Raw genomic sequence first — 14,774 nt, forward strand, 5'->3', positions numbered from 1 at the left:
ACGGTGGTAGCGATCGCGCGATCGCACTTTTGTTATAATCGGAATGCCTCCTGGCAGAGGCGATGAGTCAGTCAAATAGTTTAGAGAAAATTGGTGTCGGACATCCTCAAGCTATTGCCGGATTGCTTCAAGTTGTTGAAACCACTGAGGATGAAGAAACTCGCAGAGAGGCAACTTATAGTTTACAGAAAATTGGACAAGGAAACCTTCAAGCGATCGCCGGGTTGGTTTGAGTTATTGAAACCACTATAGACACCAATGTTTTAATCAGTATTAACCATTATGGTAGTTCAAGGGAATTTTAAATAGGTGTGCGATCGCTTTTTATTTCCCATTTTCGCTATTAGCTGAGGAATCAATTCCTCAGCGGGCCTGGTAATTCAACCCAAATCTCAATATGCGATCGCTTTTTATCATCCCACAAACTCCCCAATCATCTGCATCCAATTATGGCGACTGGGGGCGAACAAGGGGCAACATTCCCTTGTTTTTGCCCCGATAGAAGATTCATGATTGACCGTTATGGTGGTTAAACCTCATGGGAAATTGGTGGGTTACGGCGCGGATGAAAAGTTGTGGATTTTTCCGAAAAATTACTGCCGCGCCTAACCCCCCCGACTGAACCGGCACGGCTAAAAATGTGCTTTCGTGTAGGGTGGGTTAGGCGGCTGAAACTGATGCTGTGAAGGCAATATAGCAATCCGCCGTAACCCACCGTTTAAGGTGTATCAGTCCACTACTGGACTACAATTGACCGATCAATCGCAGTACAGAGTTTCGCGGGTTTCCCGTCCCGTCACTGGATTCGTCCCCTCGGCGACCTCGCAGAGCATTTCCTGCTGGTCCCGCCGCAACAGGACATCGGTGAAATCCGCCCCCGTGACGATCGCACCCTGAAAATCGGTATTATAAGCGAACGCCCCCTCCAGCACCGCATCGGTGAGGTTTGCGCGGATGAATCGGGCCGTGTCCAGGGTCGCAAACCGCAGGTCAGCCCCCTCCAGGTTCGCATCTTGCAGCTTGGCGCCGAACAGGCTGACACCCCGCAAGTCGCTGTGGCTGAAGTCGCTGCGGCGGAGGTTGGCGAAGTCGAACTCCGAATCCTTGAGATCCTGGTTGGAGAAATCCATATCGATCAGCGTCTGCTTTTCGTAATTTTCCGCCCGGGCGGGGGCGGGGGTGAAGGCCGCGGCGACCAGTCCGATCGCGATCGCCAAACTCAGCGCGATCGCACCGATGCGCGAAATAATACTCCGGTTCATAGCGGTTCGAGAAGAAAAACCCATGCTATCGAGTGTATGGAAAATCTATCATTTAGGATTTAGTGTACAGGGGAAGCGATCGGGAGGACAGAAAATGTCGCGCCAAATCGGAGAGTTGGGGGAAGAACTGGTGGCCCGGTGGCTGCGGCAAACCGGTTGGGAAATCCTTCACCGCCAATATCGCTGCCGCTGGGGAGAAATCGACCTGATCGCCGATCGCGCCCCCACCCTCATTTTCGTCGAAGTCAAAACCCGGAGTCGGGGCAATTGGGACGAAGACGGCGCCCTGGCCATCACCCCCGCCAAACAGGGGAAACTGATTCAAACGGCCGAACACTTTTTGAGCGATCGCCCCGACCTGAGTACCCGGCCCTGCCGGTTCGACGTGGCCCTGGTTCGGTGCGATCGCCCCACGAAAAAAGACCGGGTATCGACGCCATCACCGGCGATCGAACCCGGCCTACCCATCCCGATAGAGGGATATCACCTCACCCTCCAGAATTATCTCGAATCGGCATTCTGCTAGGGCGAGAAGACGGGGTGAAGGTCAATTTAAAACGCGCTACGCCAGCGCCTCGGGGCAGTAACCCAGACCCCGGACAAACTGGGTGCGAAATGCTTCGATGTCCTCCCGGTTGGGGATTCCGTGGGACACCACCGCCACCTGATAGCGGCGCATGACACTCAGGGGAGATTGTCCCGTTTCGAGTCCCCACAGGGCCATTTGAATGCGGATGTCGGGTTCGTAGGGAATTCCGAGTTCGTTCATGAACGCCCGAAAATTGCCGTGTTGGTGGGGGGTCAGATACTGACTCATCTTGACTTTGATAATCCAGCCATCGATCTGATGGATGACGGTCATAAATTTGACCGGCAGGTGAGCTTGAGTTTGCAGAAAATCCACAACTCTGAGTGTCAGACTCGTATTGGCAATGTAGTATAGATATTCCATGAGGTCTTCTCCCGCGTCTTGGTGTGTCCCGCCATCTGGCTGCAACCTTCTAGTTCCGATAGTCTGCAACCGAGCGACAGATGGACGAGATCGCTCCTTGCTGTCAGTGTCGATCGCGTGTCAAGGAAACTGGGCGGTTCAAACTGATACGATGTTCTCGAACGATTCGGGAATGGGTTTCAGTTCGCCGTTTCCCTTCTCACCGTCACTGCATCGGGTCAATGAGTATTGATACGGATGCAGTCGCTCGATCGGACAATGTGACAAGGCTATACTTATATGTTCGTGGGATATCGCCCTTTTTACTAGGGGAAAAGCCCCCGATCTGGCATGGGGGTTTCTACCCAACTTGTCGTGGGGGCGAGAAATTCAGGATTAGGAGTGACTGGAGTCGTGGACAACTCGGACACAAGTTTGCAAGCGTATCACTACGAATTACCGCCCGATCGCATCGCCCAAAATCCAGTCGTGCCCCGGGACGCTTCCCGCCTGCTGGTGGTGGATTCGCCCCATTCCCACCGCCACCGCCTGTTTCGGGATGTCCCCGACCTGTTGCAACCCGGAGACCTGCTGATCCTCAACGATACCAAGGTGCTGCCCGCCCGCCTCTACGGCCGCAAGAGTAGCGGGGCCGCAATCGAGATTTTGCTGTTGGAGGAGCGATCGCCCGATTGTTGGCTGGCGTTGGTGAAGCCGGGAAAACGCTTCAAACTCGGTTCTCAATTGGAATTCGACTCCCGAACCGGGGATGAGGTACTCCGGGCGACCGTTTTGGAAATCGATCCCGACACGGGGGGACGCCTGCTGAAATTCGAGGTTCCCGAAGGTCAATCTTTCATCTCCCGCCTCGACCAATTCGGCCAGATCCCGTTTCCGCCCTACGTCACGGACTCCGGGGCGTTGCCGGAACAGTACCAGACCATCTACGCCGATCGCCCGGGGGCCGTGGCCGCACCGACGGCGGGGTTACACTTCACAGATACCCTATTTGAACGATTGGAACAACGCGGCATCGATCGCGCCTTCGTCACCCTCCACGTCGGGGTGGGGACCTTCCGCCCCGTGGAAGTGGAGGACATCACCACCCACCAGATGCACGGCGAATGGGCCGAAGTTCCCCCGGAGACGGCGGAGAAAATTGCTCGAACCCGCGATCGCGGCGGGCGGGTGATCGCCGTGGGGACCACGGTGGTGCGGACCCTGGAGGGGACGGCGACGCTGCAAAATTCGGAAAACGGCCGGATTCAACCCTATTGCGGCCAGACGAATTTATTTATCTATCCGGGCTACCGCTGGCGGATGGTGGACGCACTGATCACCAATTTTCACCTGCCGCGATCGAGCTTGCTGATGCTGGTGTCGGCGCTGATCGGCCGGCGGCGACTATTAGAGCTCTATCAGGACGCCCTGGAACAGCCCGAAAACGACTTGGGAAACCGATATCGCTTTTACTCCTTCGGCGACGCCATGCTGATCCTACCCGAAGCGGTTCTGCAATCGGGCTAAAGCCCAACAACAGCAATCAACACCCTTCTCGTTGTTGCGCTTTAGCGCCTCGGTATCTGTGGGGGGCTAAAGCCCAACAACGTTTCCCGACTCCCCACTCCCGACTCCCGACTCCCCAAACAAAAACCGGACATCGGCACGAACCGACATCCGGCTAACGATCGCGCGATCGCCAATTTCCTACTCTTCGTCGTCCTCCTCATCTTCATTGGAAGGATAGACGAAGCTGGCCGAACGGCCGGTGAGGACGGATTTCCCGAGGGAGAGAGCTTTTTCAGCTTGTAATCTCGCTTTGCGCTTCCAAGTCGCCTTTCGCATATTCCGTTTGGACTTGGAGGTTCGTTTCTTTGGGACAGCCATGAGAGGATTTTACTCAAAATCAACAAGACAAACTCTTATAATAGCACGTCCCCACCGTTCAGGAGCGGGCGGAGTGCGATCGCGCCGAGAATTTTTGCCGAGATGACCGGGGTGCGATCGCGGACTCTATTTTCCCGCTTCCTTACCGAACCTGCATATACACCGCATCGGAGATCGTCGGAATTTCGGCGTACTGTCCCCGCGCGGATTGGACGATCCCGTAAATCACCGATGCCAAAATCCCCAAAAAGACCATGTTGTAGAGCGTTTCTTGGATGAACCCTTGCAAGGGGATAATTCTCAAAATCAAACTGCAGCCGATCACGATAATATCGAGTAAAATCGCCTGCATCGTATTGAAACGGATGAAATGGGGGATGTTTTCATTCCGCACCACCAGCATGAAGAGTGCAAAGAAAACGATCAGACCGGCAAAGGGAATGCGGTAGAGGAACAGTAGGGGACTCAGAGGAATCAGAATGATCTGTAGGATGGGAAATTGACTGAACAAAAATTGACCGAATGTCAGCCCATACACGAGGGGCAGCAAGTAGGGCAGACAAGCAAAAATGCGATCGCGAACGGTGGTAGTCCCGCGCCAATTCATAGTCACCTCTCCTGAGTGCGTCAGTTAACGAAAATTAATCTCTAGACTCAGGATAGCGCAGCGATGCCCGGAAGTTATTCTCCGAAGTGAGGAAATCAGTCGATATTGGCGATGCGGAATCCCATCTCGCACTCGTACTGGCCGGGTTTGTTGTCCCCGGGCTTGCGGATCAAGTGTCCGCAAGTGAGGTGTCCGCCGCGCCACCGGGGTTGACCGCTGCGATCGGCCAGCAAACAGCCCTGACAAACTTGGTGAGGCTCAATGATTTGATTTTCCATCATCATCACTAACATTATCATCCCTCCGGCCGATTTCTTAACCTGCCCTTTTATTTTATTTCACGATCCCGCCAAACCCGAGAAAGTGACTCACAACTTAACATTCCTGTCAAGCCGCCCGTTCCAACTAGAAGTCTGAAGGAAAGCGAGTTATGATCGTTAGTTTGTGGACGTGGGACGCTTTACCCTTCTCGCCGAGAGCGGCGGCAAGATCTCGATGCCGACACGAAAGCGGATATTCGCGACCGCGTTCACTGCAACATCCTAAGATTTGTCAGAAAGGGAAATTGATTGTGAGCGATACCAACCTGGACATCCTGGCTCAGACCGATCCGACCGTGACCGAATTGATCGGCAAAGAACTCCGGCGTCAGCGGGAGCATTTGGAACTGATCGCCAGCGAAAATTTTACCTCCCCGGCGGTATTGGCGGCCCAGGGGTCGGTTCTGACCAATAAATATGCCGAAGGCCTCCCGAACAAGCGATATTACGGGGGATGCGAATTTATCGACCATATCGAACAACTGGCGATCGATCGCGCCCGGGAACTGTTCGACGCCGCCCACGCCAACGTCCAGCCCCACTCCGGTGCCCAGGCGAACTTCGCCGTCTTCCTGGCCCTGCTGAAACCCGGAGACACGATCATGGGCATGGACCTGTCCCACGGCGGTCACCTGACCCACGGTTCCCCCGTCAACGTCTCCGGGAAGTGGTTTAATGTCTGCCAGTACGGCGTCAGCGCGGAAACCGAACAACTCGACTACGATCGCATCCTGGAACTGGCCAAAGAACACAAACCCAAACTGATCGTCTGCGGCTACTCCGCCTATCCCCGCACCATCCAATTCGACAAATTCCGGGAAATCGCCGACGCCGTGGGCGCCTACCTCCTCGCCGACATCGCCCACATCGCCGGGTTGGTCGCCACCGGCCACCATCCGAACCCTGTCCCCTACTGCGATGTCGTCACCACCACCACCCACAAAACCCTGCGCGGCCCCCGGGGCGGTCTGATCCTGACCCGCGATCCGGAATTGGGCAAAAAATTCGATAAAGCGGTGTTTCCCGGATCTCAGGGGGGACCGCTGGAACACGTAATTGCCGGAAAGGCCGTGGCGTTCGGAGAGGCCCTGAAGCCCGAATTTAAGACCTATTCCGGCCGGGTGATCGAAAATGCCAAGGCCCTAGCCGCCCAATTGCAGGAACGGGGTTTGAAAATCGTCTCCGGCGGGACGGACAACCACCTGATGCTGGTGGATTTGCGCTCCGTGGGGATGACCGGGAAAGTGGCCGATCGCCTGGTGGGCGAAATCAACATCACCGCCAACAAAAATACCGTCCCCTTCGACCCCGAATCCCCCTTCGTCACCAGCGGCCTGCGGCTCGGCTCCCCGGCCGTGACGACCCGGGGCATGGGAAGCGCCGAATTTGCCGAAATCGGCAATATCATCGCCGATCGCCTCCTGAACCCGGAAGACGAAGCCGTGAAAGCCGATTGCATCGGTCGCGTCGCCCAACTGTGCGATCGCTTCCCCCTCTACCCCCATCTCACTATCAAAGTCCCGGCTTTGACGTGACGGGTTGCGGAGTCCGCCGGGGAGGGGTGCGATCGCCCTTTCCCCATTGGCGAGGATCGGGTGTCAGAATCAGGGCGAAATATAGTAGACTCTGCCTGAACCTGCTGTTAGCTCCCATCCAAAACACAACTTCAGATGCCCTATCCTTTTTATCATCTGTTCGCCTTTGTGATCTCTGCCGTCATCGTTCTCTGGAGTACGCCGATCGTCAAAAAAATCGGCCTGAAAAGCGGGCGGGTGGACTTGCCGTGCGATCGCAAAGTACACCAGCGTCCGATGGTGCGTTTGGGGGGAGTGTCGATCTTCATCGGGACCCTGGTTGCGCTGCTACTGGTCTGGGGGTTGGGCGGTTTCATCGACTCCGGCGGCCAACCCCTCGCCCCGAAGCAAGAATATGAAATTTGGGGTGTCACCGTCGGCGGTATGGCGTTCTTTTTGATCGGGTTAGCCGACGACCTCTTCGGCCTGTCCCCCCTGACCCGCCTGCTGCTGCAAACCGCGATCGCCAGTCTGGCCTGGGGCGCGGGCGTCCGCATCGAATTCCTCGGCATCCCCTACCTCGGCGGACTCGTCCATATCGGCTTCCTGAGTTTGCCCGTCACCGTCCTCTGGCTGGTGGGGATGACCAACGCCATCAACTGGATCGACGGCCTCGACGGTCTGGCCGCAGGGGTTTCCGGCATCGCCGCCGTGGTCATGTTGATCGTGTCCCTGTTCATGAACCAACCCGCCGCCGCCCTCATCGCCGCCGCCCTGGCCGGGGGGGCCCTGGGGTTCCTGCGCTATAACTTCAACCCCGCCCAAATTTTCATGGGGGACGGCGGCTCCTATTTTATGGGGTTCACCCTGGCGGGGGTGGGGGTGATCGGTTTGGTGAAAACCACCGCCGTCACTGCGGTCCTGCTCCCCTATCTAATTTTGGCGGTTCCGATTTTGGATATGTCGGCGGTCATCTTTGAACGGCTGCGACACGGGAAGTCCCCCTTCGCCGCCGACAACCGCCATCTCCACCACCGACTGCTGCAGGCGGGTTTGTCACAACGGCTGACGGTTTTGTTTATCTATTCCCTGACGCTGTGGGTGGGCAGTTTGGCGTTGGCGTTCTCCGGTTTTCCCAGCGGCGTGACCTACGCCCTGGGGGCGACGGGATTGTTGGGCTATACCAGTTGGAAGGCGCTCAAACGGGTGAGATAGAATCGTTAAATTTCGGTGTTGTCCTGCGTTGAATGGCTGAATCCATGAGTGCTGAAATTATTTGTGTCGGGACGGAATTATTGCTCGGCGACATTCTCAATACGAACGCCCAATTTATCGGACGAGAGTTGGCGATGTTGGGCATCCCCCACTATTTTCAAACCGTCGTGGGGGACAACCGGGAACGGCTGAAACGGGCGATCGCGATCGCCTCGGAACGCTCCCAACTGCTGATTTTTACCGGCGGTTTGGGGCCGACGCCCGACGATTTGACGGTGGAAACCATCGCCGATTTTTTCGAGACTCCCCTGATTGAAAAACCGGAAATTCTCGAAGATATCGCCCACAAGTTCGCCCAACGGGGGCGGGAGATGGCGCCGAGCAACCGCAAACAGGCTTTGATTCCCGAAGGGGCCGATATCCTCTACAATCCCATCGGCAGCGCCCCGGGCATCATCTGGCAACCTCGCGGCGATCGCCTCACATTACTGACGTTCCCCGGGGTACCGGCGGAAATGAAGCGGATGTGGGCGGAAATTGCCGTCCCCTACCTGCGAGAACAGGGGTGGTGCGGCCAGACGATTTACAGTCGCACGCTGAAGTTTTGGGGGATTTCGGAGTCGAGTTTGGCGGAAAAAGTGTCTCACCTGCTGGAGTTGGGCAATCCGACGGTGGCACCCTATGCAAATTATGGGGAAGCCAAATTGCGGATTTCGGCCCGGGCGACATCGGAAGCGATCGCCCGGGAGTCGATCGTCCCGGTGGAGGCGGAGATCCGGCAGATCGCGGGTTTGGACTGTTACGGCATCGACGAAGACACCCCCGCCTCGGCGGCCGGCCGACTGCTGCGGGAGCGGGGGCAGACCCTCGCCGTCGCCGAGTCCTGCACGGGGGGCGGATTGGGGGCGATGATGACGGAGATTCCCGGCAGTTCGGATTATTTTTGGGGCGGGATCATCGCCTACGATAACCGCGTCAAACAAGAGTTATTGGGGGTGAATCCCGCCGATTTGGAGCGGTTGGGGGCGGTGAGCGATCGCGTCGCCGAACAGATGGCCGCGGGGGTGCGATCGCGCCTCGGCAGCGACTGGGGATTGAGCGTCACCGGCATCGCCGGCCCCGGCGGGGGGACGGAAACCAAACCCGTGGGGTTGGTTTATATCGGACTCGCCCAGCCGGACGGGACGGTGGAAGCCCGGGAATTTCGCCTGGGAGTGCGGCGGGAGCGGACTTGGGTGCGACGGGTGAGCATCTGGAACGCGATCGACTGGCTGCGGCGTCAGTTGACAATTGATCGGTGATAATTGACAATTAATCAGGGTCAATTCCCCCTTGCCTTGCATAATTTGATGAAGATTCGTTATGATTGAGCTATGGCTAGTCTGCTAGTCCATCGTCGGGCATATCCGTTCTGCCGAGGGCAGACACCGCAAGCGCAAGATTTGCCCGTTCCTAAAAAGAAAAGTCGGGCTTGCCTGAATCGTGAAGAACATCAAACGTCAGTCAAGTCAACTCGCCGATCTGTAAAAAGGAGCCATTTTTGCAATGGAATACATTGAAAAGGTGCTGGAAAAACTGAGGGAATGGGCGCGTGAGCTAATCGAAGCATTACTCGGTCCGGAAGCGCAACCCGAGGCAGAACCGATTCCTGTTCCCGTCAAAGATTATCCCCACCGGCGGCGGTAAGCCATTGAGTACAAAGCAGCCACTAAGGATTTGGAAAATTGTTGAGCATTCTGGTGCTGCACGGCCCGAACTTGAACCTGCTGGGTAAGCGGGAGCCGGGTATCTACGGAAAAGCGACCTTGAGCGATATCGACCGACTGCTAGAGCAGGAGGCGGTGTCGCTCAAAGTCGAGGTTGTGACTCGGCAATCCAATCACGAAGGAGTCTTGGTGGATGCCATTCACGCCGCAGCCGGACATCACCAGGGCTTGTTGATCAACGCCGGAGCCTACACCCACACCAGTATCGCCCTGCGGGATGCCATTTCCGCCGTTCAAATTCCCACCGTCGAGGTTCACCTCAGCAATATTTACACCCGCGAACCCTTCCGACACCACTCATTGATCGCCCCGATCGCGATCGGTCAGATCAGCGGGTTCGGGGCCGACAGCTATGGTTTGGGGTTGAGGGCGCTGGTCAACCACCTGCGATCACGATCGGACGCTCAAAGCTGAATCTTCATGGACTACCCACTCTCGAAACGGTTTCAGGGGGCCTTGCTGGGAGCCATCCTTGGCGGCGACCTCGCCGAGCGATGGCTGCGGCCGGCATCCCCCGTCAGTTCCGGGGCCGAGTGTTCGGGCGTCGAGTCCCGCGATCGCCCTCAATCCGAACCTCGGAATTGGCAGGCGTCGGTCATCGCCCTGACCGAAAGTTTAATTCAAAACCGGCGGTTCGACGTCGCCCGCCGCCGTCAAATTTTGCCAACTGAAACGTCAAATCCCGCGTCCGCCCCGACACCGGGGGAAGCCGCGATAATTGCCCTCCCGGTCATCCTATTGTTTCACGAAGATGCGGCGGAACTCCGGCGGCAGTTGGGGCGACTCGCCGAACTCTGGCCCGATGCCGAGAGTGGCGAACGGGAAGCGGCGATGCTGGCGATGGGGGCTGCGATCGCCGAGATCCTGCGAACCCCGGCCGATACCCGGCACCTGCTGCCGTCCCTGTTAGAGACATTATCTCCGCAAACGCTCCTGCGGCGACAACTCGAACGGGTGCACCTCGGGCTGACTCAATCCGCCACCCTCGCGGAGATGGAAAACCGCCTCCCCGCCCCCGAGGATGCGGCATTGGCCCTGGGATTGTACTGCTTTGCGAGCACCCCCCTCGACCCCGACTTGACGCTGCGACGGGCGGCGCGGGTGCGGTGGCAACCCGGGCTGACGGCGACCCTCGCTGCCGTCCTGTCGGGCGCCCACAACGGTCTGTCCGGCATTCGAGCCGCCGGTCGGTTAGCCCGGGACGGAGACACTCACATCGACGAAGGGACGCTCCTCGGGCTCGCCAAGACATTAGCGGACACCTGGGCTGGCATCGAACCGTCAGCCGGCCCCTCCGATTTCCCGAATCCGGTGGTGACGGCGGTCCCCCAAACTTTCTAGGGAGACAAAAATCGCCCCAACCTCGCTCATGTGCCTCCTTGGCGGAAAATGGGAGTCCAAAATTTGAAATCGATACCTTAGAATTAATTATGATACGGCTGCTCGACCCATACCGTCCAGCTTAAAATTCGATATAGATGAATAGGTTCCAGTCAATCACGCGACAGATCGAACGGCTTCGCAGTCAGACTCGCCACTCGTCATCGCGAGAACGAACGGTTGAGGCCGGAAATAGCAGCCCGTCTCGAAATCGATCGCGGCGATCGCCCGAGGAGCAACCCAAAGCGAAGGCTGGGCCAACCGGCGGCAGCTCCAACTTGAAGACGAAGCGATCGCCCCAGGTCGGTTCCCCCCTACTGTTGGTCGTGGCGGTCGTCTCCCTCACCGGCGTGATGGGGGTGCGCTTTTACAACCAACCCAAACTATCGGTGGGGCGCCAAGCCCCGGAAACCTTCGTCGCCCCCCTCGACGCCAGCATCCCCGACGAAAAAACCACCGAAGAAAAGCGGCGGGCCGCTCAAATCGGGGAAGTCTCGGTGCTGGTCATCGACCCGACCATCGACCGCGACATCCTGCAAAAAATTCGGGCGGTGATCGAACAGGTCGATCGGTTGCGAAAAGTCGCCGGCCCCTTTCCCTACGCCAATACCGGCATTTTATCGACCGACACGCAGATCTACATTCGCAGCCTGCCCGAATGGCAGTGGCGAGAACTGCTCGATCGCGTCGAGCAAAGCAGCATCGCCAACAATCTCGTCAACCCGGAAGCCCCCGAAGCCAAAAAATCGGCCACCGAAAAGTTTGCCGGCGACGTGGAGTTCGAGCGACTCCGGCAACAGGCTGACCTGCAACTCGACCGCTACCGGATGCGGGCATCCGAAGAAGCCTTCACGGCCGTGATCTCGAAAATCTCGGACGCCCGCCGCGACTATGCCAAGGCCTTGAACCTCCTGTCGGAACAACAGACGGCGGGGGAGGAGGAACTCTACGATCGCGAGATCTTGAATGTGTCCGATACCGTGTGGCTGCGGACTCAATCGGGCCTGCGGTCGGTGGCGCGAGAAATGCTGGCCCAAGGCATCGCCCCGGGGCTGCCCGACGACATTCTCAGACAGGCGGTCAGCCTGCACATCCAAGATGTCGATGAGGTCCCCCTGCAAACCCAAGGGTTTGCCCACCGCGTCTTGACCGAATTCCTGAAACCCAATTTGATCAAAGATCCGGTGGCGACCCGCCGCCGCGCCGAACTTGCCGCCCAAAAGGTGGAACCCGTGATCGTGAACGTCAAGAAGGGGGATGTGATCGTCACCGCCGGGGAAACCATCACCCAGCGGCAATTTGTGGCGCTCGACTATTTCGGCAAGAGCGAACGGGGCGTCAACTGGAAGGGATTGATGGGGTTCGTGTGCCTGGTGGGCGGCGCCATCGGCATCGTGCTTTTGGTGCAAAGGCGCTTTCGCCCCGGCTTGCGCCGCCGGGATTACTTATTGTTGCTGCTGTTGACCGTGAGCACGCCACTGTTGGTGCTGTTGAAAATGCCGGCCACCAGCCTGCCAGCCGTGGGCCTGTTGACCGGGAGTTTTTACGGGTCCGCCGTCGGGGTGACGGTGGTGGGCCTGCTGTCGGCAATCTTGCCCGTCGGCATGGAAATTGAGATGATCCCCCTGGTGGCCAGCGCGGCGGGGGGGATTTTGGGCAGCTTGCTGGCGGGACAGTTGCGATCGCGCGAAGAATTGGCCCTCCTGGGCGGCGGCGTCGGCCTGACTCAGGGGGTGATTTACCTGGTCGTCACCCTCATGGTCAGCTCGACGGCCAGCGCCATTTGGTACGTCTTGCTGGGCGATGTCGCCTTGCAGTCCCTGGAAGGGTTGGCCTGGAGTATCGTGGCCTTGGGGTTGAGTCCCTATTTGGAACACGTCTTCGACCTGATCACGCCGATCCGGCTGGCCGAACTGGCTAACCCCAACCGCCCCCTGCTGAAACGGTTGGCGACGGAAGCCCCCGGCACGTTTCAGCATACGATGTTCGTGGCGACCCTGGCGGAGGCGGCGGCGGGGGCCCTGGGCTGCAATGTGGAACTGGTGCGGACCGGGACACTCTACCACGATATCGGCAAGATGCACGACCCCCTCGGATTTATCGAAAATCAGATGGGCGGACCCAACAAACACGACGCCATTGACGACCCCTGGAAGAGCGCGGGCATCATCAAAAAACACGTCAGCGAAGGGCTGGCGATGGCTCGGAAATGTCGCCTCCCCAAAGCGATTCAGGCCTTCATCCCGGAGCATCAGGGCCAGATGTTGATCGCCTACTTCTACTACCAGGCCCAGCAGCGGGCTAAGGAAAATGGCGATCTGATCGTCAGGGAAGAGGATTTTCGCTACGATGGACCCCGGCCTCAGTCTCGGGAAACGGGGATCGTCATGCTGGCGGATTCCTGCGAGGCGGCGTTGCGATCGCTCAAAGATGCCACCCACGAAGAAGCCCTGCAGATGGTCAACAAAATTCTCCGCGCCCGCTGGCAGGACAACCAACTCGCCGATTCCGGACTCACCCGCGAGGACATGGGAAAAATTGCCGAAATCTTCGTCCGCGTGTGGGAACAGGTCAACCACAAGCGGATCGCCTACCCCAAGGGGGTGTTCGGCTCCCGCTGACGGGGGAAATGGGCGATCAAGGTGTCTAAGTCGATACTTTGAGTTTCCTCCCTACGACCGACTCCCTACTCCCTTTTCTGGGTTTTGTAACGACATGAGCGCTCACTGCTATACTTTCCGGCGATCAGGGACGCCAGATCGGTTTGTCCCAATTCCAGGAAACCGAGTTTTTCGGGGGAAGCGACGGGGGTGAGGTGGAGGCGGACTTCTTCGATGCCGAAGTTTTGGCCGAGGGCGGTTTGAATTTGGGCTATGAGACGATCGCGATTTTCCCCTTCCGCTTCTATTTTTAGGGTCGCCGTCAGGAATCGATGACCGGGTGCGATCGCCTCCAGGGCGAGATCTTCGACCGCAGCCACCCCCGCAAATTCCGCGATCGCCGCCGCCACGGCCTTTTCATCCCCGTCGGGGAAACCGGATGTCAGCAGCATCTCCAAACTGCGGCGGATCAGGGGCACGGCCCCCAAACCCACCGCCGTCGCCACTCCCAAACCGATGGCCCCGTCGGCCCAATTCCAGTGCCACTTCCAAATCGCGATCGCGGCGACGATGGCCCCCACGGAACTCAGGGTATCGGCGGCGACGTGGAGGAGGACTCCCCGCAGGTTGATGTCCGTTTGACTATCTCGGTGCAGCAGCAGGAGGTTGAAGCCGTTCACCCCCAACCCGACGATGGCGGTGACGAACATCGGCCCGCTGAGGATGGTTTCGGGGGGGTGTTGCAAGTGTCGGACTGCCTCCAATGCGATCGCGCCGGCCATAACCACCAGTCCCACCCCGTTCACCAATGCGGCCCAAACCTCGATCCCGACTTTCTCGGGGTTGTGGGGCGATCGTCGGGCCGTCCAGGCGGCAAAAATTGCCAATGCGATCGCAAACCCGTCCGCGGCCATGTGACCGGAATCGGCTACCAGCGCCAAACTGTGACTCGCCCACCCCACCGCAGCTTCAATTCCGGCAAAACCGGCGATCGACATCAACGCGATGCCCAACAGCCGCAATTTGTGGGGGGAAGTGGAAAAGGCGATCGACTGGCAGTAATAACAACTCGGGGACTCAAAACGCTTCATCGAGGCATCTGGTTTGAACTCAATTCAAACGATAATTCGGGCGATCGCACCCCACAACCGGGAAAGAATTGTTGGGGAAGGAATTTTAGATTGTAGGGGCGCGGCGTCTTGCGCCCTAATTTATTAGGGGTCGAGAGAGAAGTCACCTTCTCCCCCTCCCATTCAAAACCGTGCATGAGATTTTCACCTCACACGGCTCCT

At 58.0% G+C, this 14,774-nt stretch carries 16 protein-coding genes; 10 read left to right on the forward strand and 6 right to left on the reverse strand.

Going from position 1 to position 14,774, the window contains the following annotated elements; all coding sequences use genetic code 11:
* Window positions 1-62 precede the first annotated feature (62 nt).
* Window positions 63-233, forward strand: coding sequence for a hypothetical protein (locus LKE08_RS15155; RefSeq protein WP_324705079.1), 171 nt, complete (start codon window positions 63-65; stop codon window positions 231-233).
* A gap of 525 nt (window positions 234-758) precedes the next feature.
* On the opposite strand, the gene LKE08_RS15160 is transcribed toward LKE08_RS15155, so the two are convergent.
* The gene (locus LKE08_RS15160) at window positions 759-1,262 is read right to left on the reverse strand and encodes a pentapeptide repeat-containing protein (RefSeq protein ID WP_324705080.1); all 504 of its coding nucleotides are present in this window, start codon (window positions 1,260-1,262) and stop codon (window positions 759-761) included.
* 94 nt (window positions 1,263-1,356) lie between these two features.
* On the opposite strand from LKE08_RS15160, the gene LKE08_RS15165 reads away from it, so the two are divergent.
* Window positions 1,357-1,788 carry a YraN family protein gene (locus tag LKE08_RS15165; protein ID WP_324705081.1) on the forward strand — a complete coding sequence of 144 codons (432 nt, stop codon included), beginning with the start codon at window positions 1,357-1,359 and terminating at the stop codon, window positions 1,786-1,788.
* A 36-nt stretch (window positions 1,789-1,824) separates the two neighbouring features.
* On the opposite strand, the gene LKE08_RS15170 is transcribed toward LKE08_RS15165, so the two are convergent.
* Window positions 1,825-2,214 (reverse strand): hypothetical protein, encoded by a 390-nt coding sequence (locus LKE08_RS15170; RefSeq protein WP_324705082.1) that lies wholly within the window; start codon window positions 2,212-2,214, stop codon window positions 1,825-1,827.
* Window positions 2,215-2,595: 381 nt separating this feature from the next.
* Here LKE08_RS15170 and queA point away from each other — a divergent pair, with 381 nt between their 5' ends.
* Window positions 2,596-3,720, forward strand: coding sequence for a tRNA preQ1(34) S-adenosylmethionine ribosyltransferase-isomerase QueA (queA, locus tag LKE08_RS15175; RefSeq protein ID WP_375341433.1), 1,125 nt, complete (start codon window positions 2,596-2,598; stop codon window positions 3,718-3,720).
* 180 nt (window positions 3,721-3,900) lie between these two features.
* Here the strand turns inward: queA and rpmF are convergent, their stop codons facing one another.
* The 3 genes from rpmF to LKE08_RS15190 form a co-directional block, all read right to left on the reverse strand.
* Window positions 3,901-4,080: a 50S ribosomal protein L32 gene (gene rpmF / locus LKE08_RS15180; protein WP_324705084.1), complete on the reverse strand. Its 180-nt coding sequence runs from the start codon at window positions 4,078-4,080 to the stop codon at window positions 3,901-3,903.
* 142 nt (window positions 4,081-4,222) lie between these two features.
* Window positions 4,223-4,687 (reverse strand): Tic20 family protein, encoded by a 465-nt coding sequence (locus LKE08_RS15185; RefSeq protein WP_324705085.1) that lies wholly within the window; start codon window positions 4,685-4,687, stop codon window positions 4,223-4,225.
* 95 nt (window positions 4,688-4,782) lie between these two features.
* Window positions 4,783-4,980 (reverse strand): hypothetical protein, encoded by a 198-nt coding sequence (locus tag LKE08_RS15190; RefSeq protein ID WP_324705086.1) that lies wholly within the window; start codon window positions 4,978-4,980, stop codon window positions 4,783-4,785.
* Between the two features lie 278 nt (window positions 4,981-5,258).
* Here LKE08_RS15190 and glyA point away from each other — a divergent pair, with 278 nt between their 5' ends.
* The 7 genes from glyA (at window position 5,259) to LKE08_RS15225 (ending at window position 13,503) form a co-directional block, all read left to right on the forward strand.
* Entirely contained in the window at window positions 5,259-6,542 is a 1,284-nt protein-coding gene (glyA, locus tag LKE08_RS15195) for a serine hydroxymethyltransferase (RefSeq protein ID WP_324705087.1), read from the forward strand.
* A 135-nt stretch (window positions 6,543-6,677) separates the two neighbouring features.
* Window positions 6,678-7,736, forward strand: coding sequence for an MraY family glycosyltransferase (locus LKE08_RS15200; protein WP_324705088.1), 1,059 nt, complete (start codon window positions 6,678-6,680; stop codon window positions 7,734-7,736).
* A gap of 44 nt (window positions 7,737-7,780) precedes the next feature.
* The gene (locus tag LKE08_RS15205) at window positions 7,781-9,037 is read left to right on the forward strand and encodes a competence/damage-inducible protein A (protein ID WP_324705089.1); all 1,257 of its coding nucleotides are present in this window, start codon (window positions 7,781-7,783) and stop codon (window positions 9,035-9,037) included.
* 244 nt (window positions 9,038-9,281) lie between these two features.
* Complete coding sequence (locus LKE08_RS15210; RefSeq protein WP_324705090.1) at window positions 9,282-9,422, forward strand: hypothetical protein; 141 nt, start codon at window positions 9,282-9,284, stop codon at window positions 9,420-9,422.
* A gap of 38 nt (window positions 9,423-9,460) precedes the next feature.
* Window positions 9,461-9,916 carry a type II 3-dehydroquinate dehydratase gene (gene aroQ, locus LKE08_RS15215; protein ID WP_324705091.1) on the forward strand — a complete coding sequence of 152 codons (456 nt, stop codon included), beginning with the start codon at window positions 9,461-9,463 and terminating at the stop codon, window positions 9,914-9,916.
* Between the two features lie 6 nt (window positions 9,917-9,922).
* Window positions 9,923-10,843: an ADP-ribosylglycohydrolase family protein gene (locus LKE08_RS15220; RefSeq protein WP_324705092.1), complete on the forward strand. Its 921-nt coding sequence runs from the start codon at window positions 9,923-9,925 to the stop codon at window positions 10,841-10,843.
* A 137-nt stretch (window positions 10,844-10,980) separates the two neighbouring features.
* A complete protein-coding gene (locus tag LKE08_RS15225) occupies window positions 10,981-13,503 on the forward strand; it encodes an HDIG domain-containing metalloprotein (RefSeq protein ID WP_324705093.1) in 2,523 nt (840 codons plus the stop codon).
* A gap of 65 nt (window positions 13,504-13,568) precedes the next feature.
* On the opposite strand, the gene LKE08_RS15230 is transcribed toward LKE08_RS15225, so the two are convergent.
* Window positions 13,569-14,573 (reverse strand): cation diffusion facilitator family transporter, encoded by a 1,005-nt coding sequence (locus tag LKE08_RS15230; RefSeq protein WP_324705094.1) that lies wholly within the window; start codon window positions 14,571-14,573, stop codon window positions 13,569-13,571.
* Window positions 14,574-14,774 lie beyond the last annotated feature (201 nt).

Origin of the sequence: Lyngbya sp. CCY1209, assembly GCF_035615495.1 — a bacterium.
Classification (GTDB): Bacteria; Cyanobacteriota; Cyanobacteriia; order Cyanobacteriales; family Microcoleaceae; genus Limnospira.

Excerpts from the sequence above, each read along its gene's own strand:
- LKE08_RS15230 (WP_324705094.1), bottom strand. The coding sequence starts at position 14,573 with ATGAAGCGTTTTGAGTCCCCGAGTTGTTATTACTGCCAGTCGATCGCC.
- LKE08_RS15170 (WP_324705082.1), bottom strand. The coding sequence starts at position 2,214 with ATGGAATATCTATACTACATTGCCAATACGAGTCTGACACTCAGAGTT.
- LKE08_RS15220 (WP_324705092.1), top strand. The coding sequence starts at position 9,923 with ATGGACTACCCACTCTCGAAACGGTTTCAGGGGGCCTTGCTGGGAGCC.
- LKE08_RS15200 (WP_324705088.1), top strand. The coding sequence starts at position 6,678 with ATGCCCTATCCTTTTTATCATCTGTTCGCCTTTGTGATCTCTGCCGTC.
- LKE08_RS15160 (WP_324705080.1), bottom strand. The coding sequence starts at position 1,262 with ATGAACCGGAGTATTATTTCGCGCATCGGTGCGATCGCGCTGAGTTTG.
- LKE08_RS15185 (WP_324705085.1), bottom strand. The coding sequence starts at position 4,687 with ATGAATTGGCGCGGGACTACCACCGTTCGCGATCGCATTTTTGCTTGT.
- rpmF (WP_324705084.1), bottom strand. The coding sequence starts at position 4,080 with ATGGCTGTCCCAAAGAAACGAACCTCCAAGTCCAAACGGAATATGCGA.
- LKE08_RS15190 (WP_324705086.1), bottom strand. The coding sequence starts at position 4,980 with ATGTTAGTGATGATGATGGAAAATCAAATCATTGAGCCTCACCAAGTT.
- LKE08_RS15205 (WP_324705089.1), top strand. The coding sequence starts at position 7,781 with ATGAGTGCTGAAATTATTTGTGTCGGGACGGAATTATTGCTCGGCGAC.
- LKE08_RS15210 (WP_324705090.1), top strand. The coding sequence starts at position 9,282 with ATGGAATACATTGAAAAGGTGCTGGAAAAACTGAGGGAATGGGCGCGT.
- LKE08_RS15155 (WP_324705079.1), top strand. The coding sequence starts at position 63 with ATGAGTCAGTCAAATAGTTTAGAGAAAATTGGTGTCGGACATCCTCAA.
- LKE08_RS15165 (WP_324705081.1), top strand. The coding sequence starts at position 1,357 with ATGTCGCGCCAAATCGGAGAGTTGGGGGAAGAACTGGTGGCCCGGTGG.
- LKE08_RS15225 (WP_324705093.1), top strand. The coding sequence starts at position 10,981 with ATGAATAGGTTCCAGTCAATCACGCGACAGATCGAACGGCTTCGCAGT.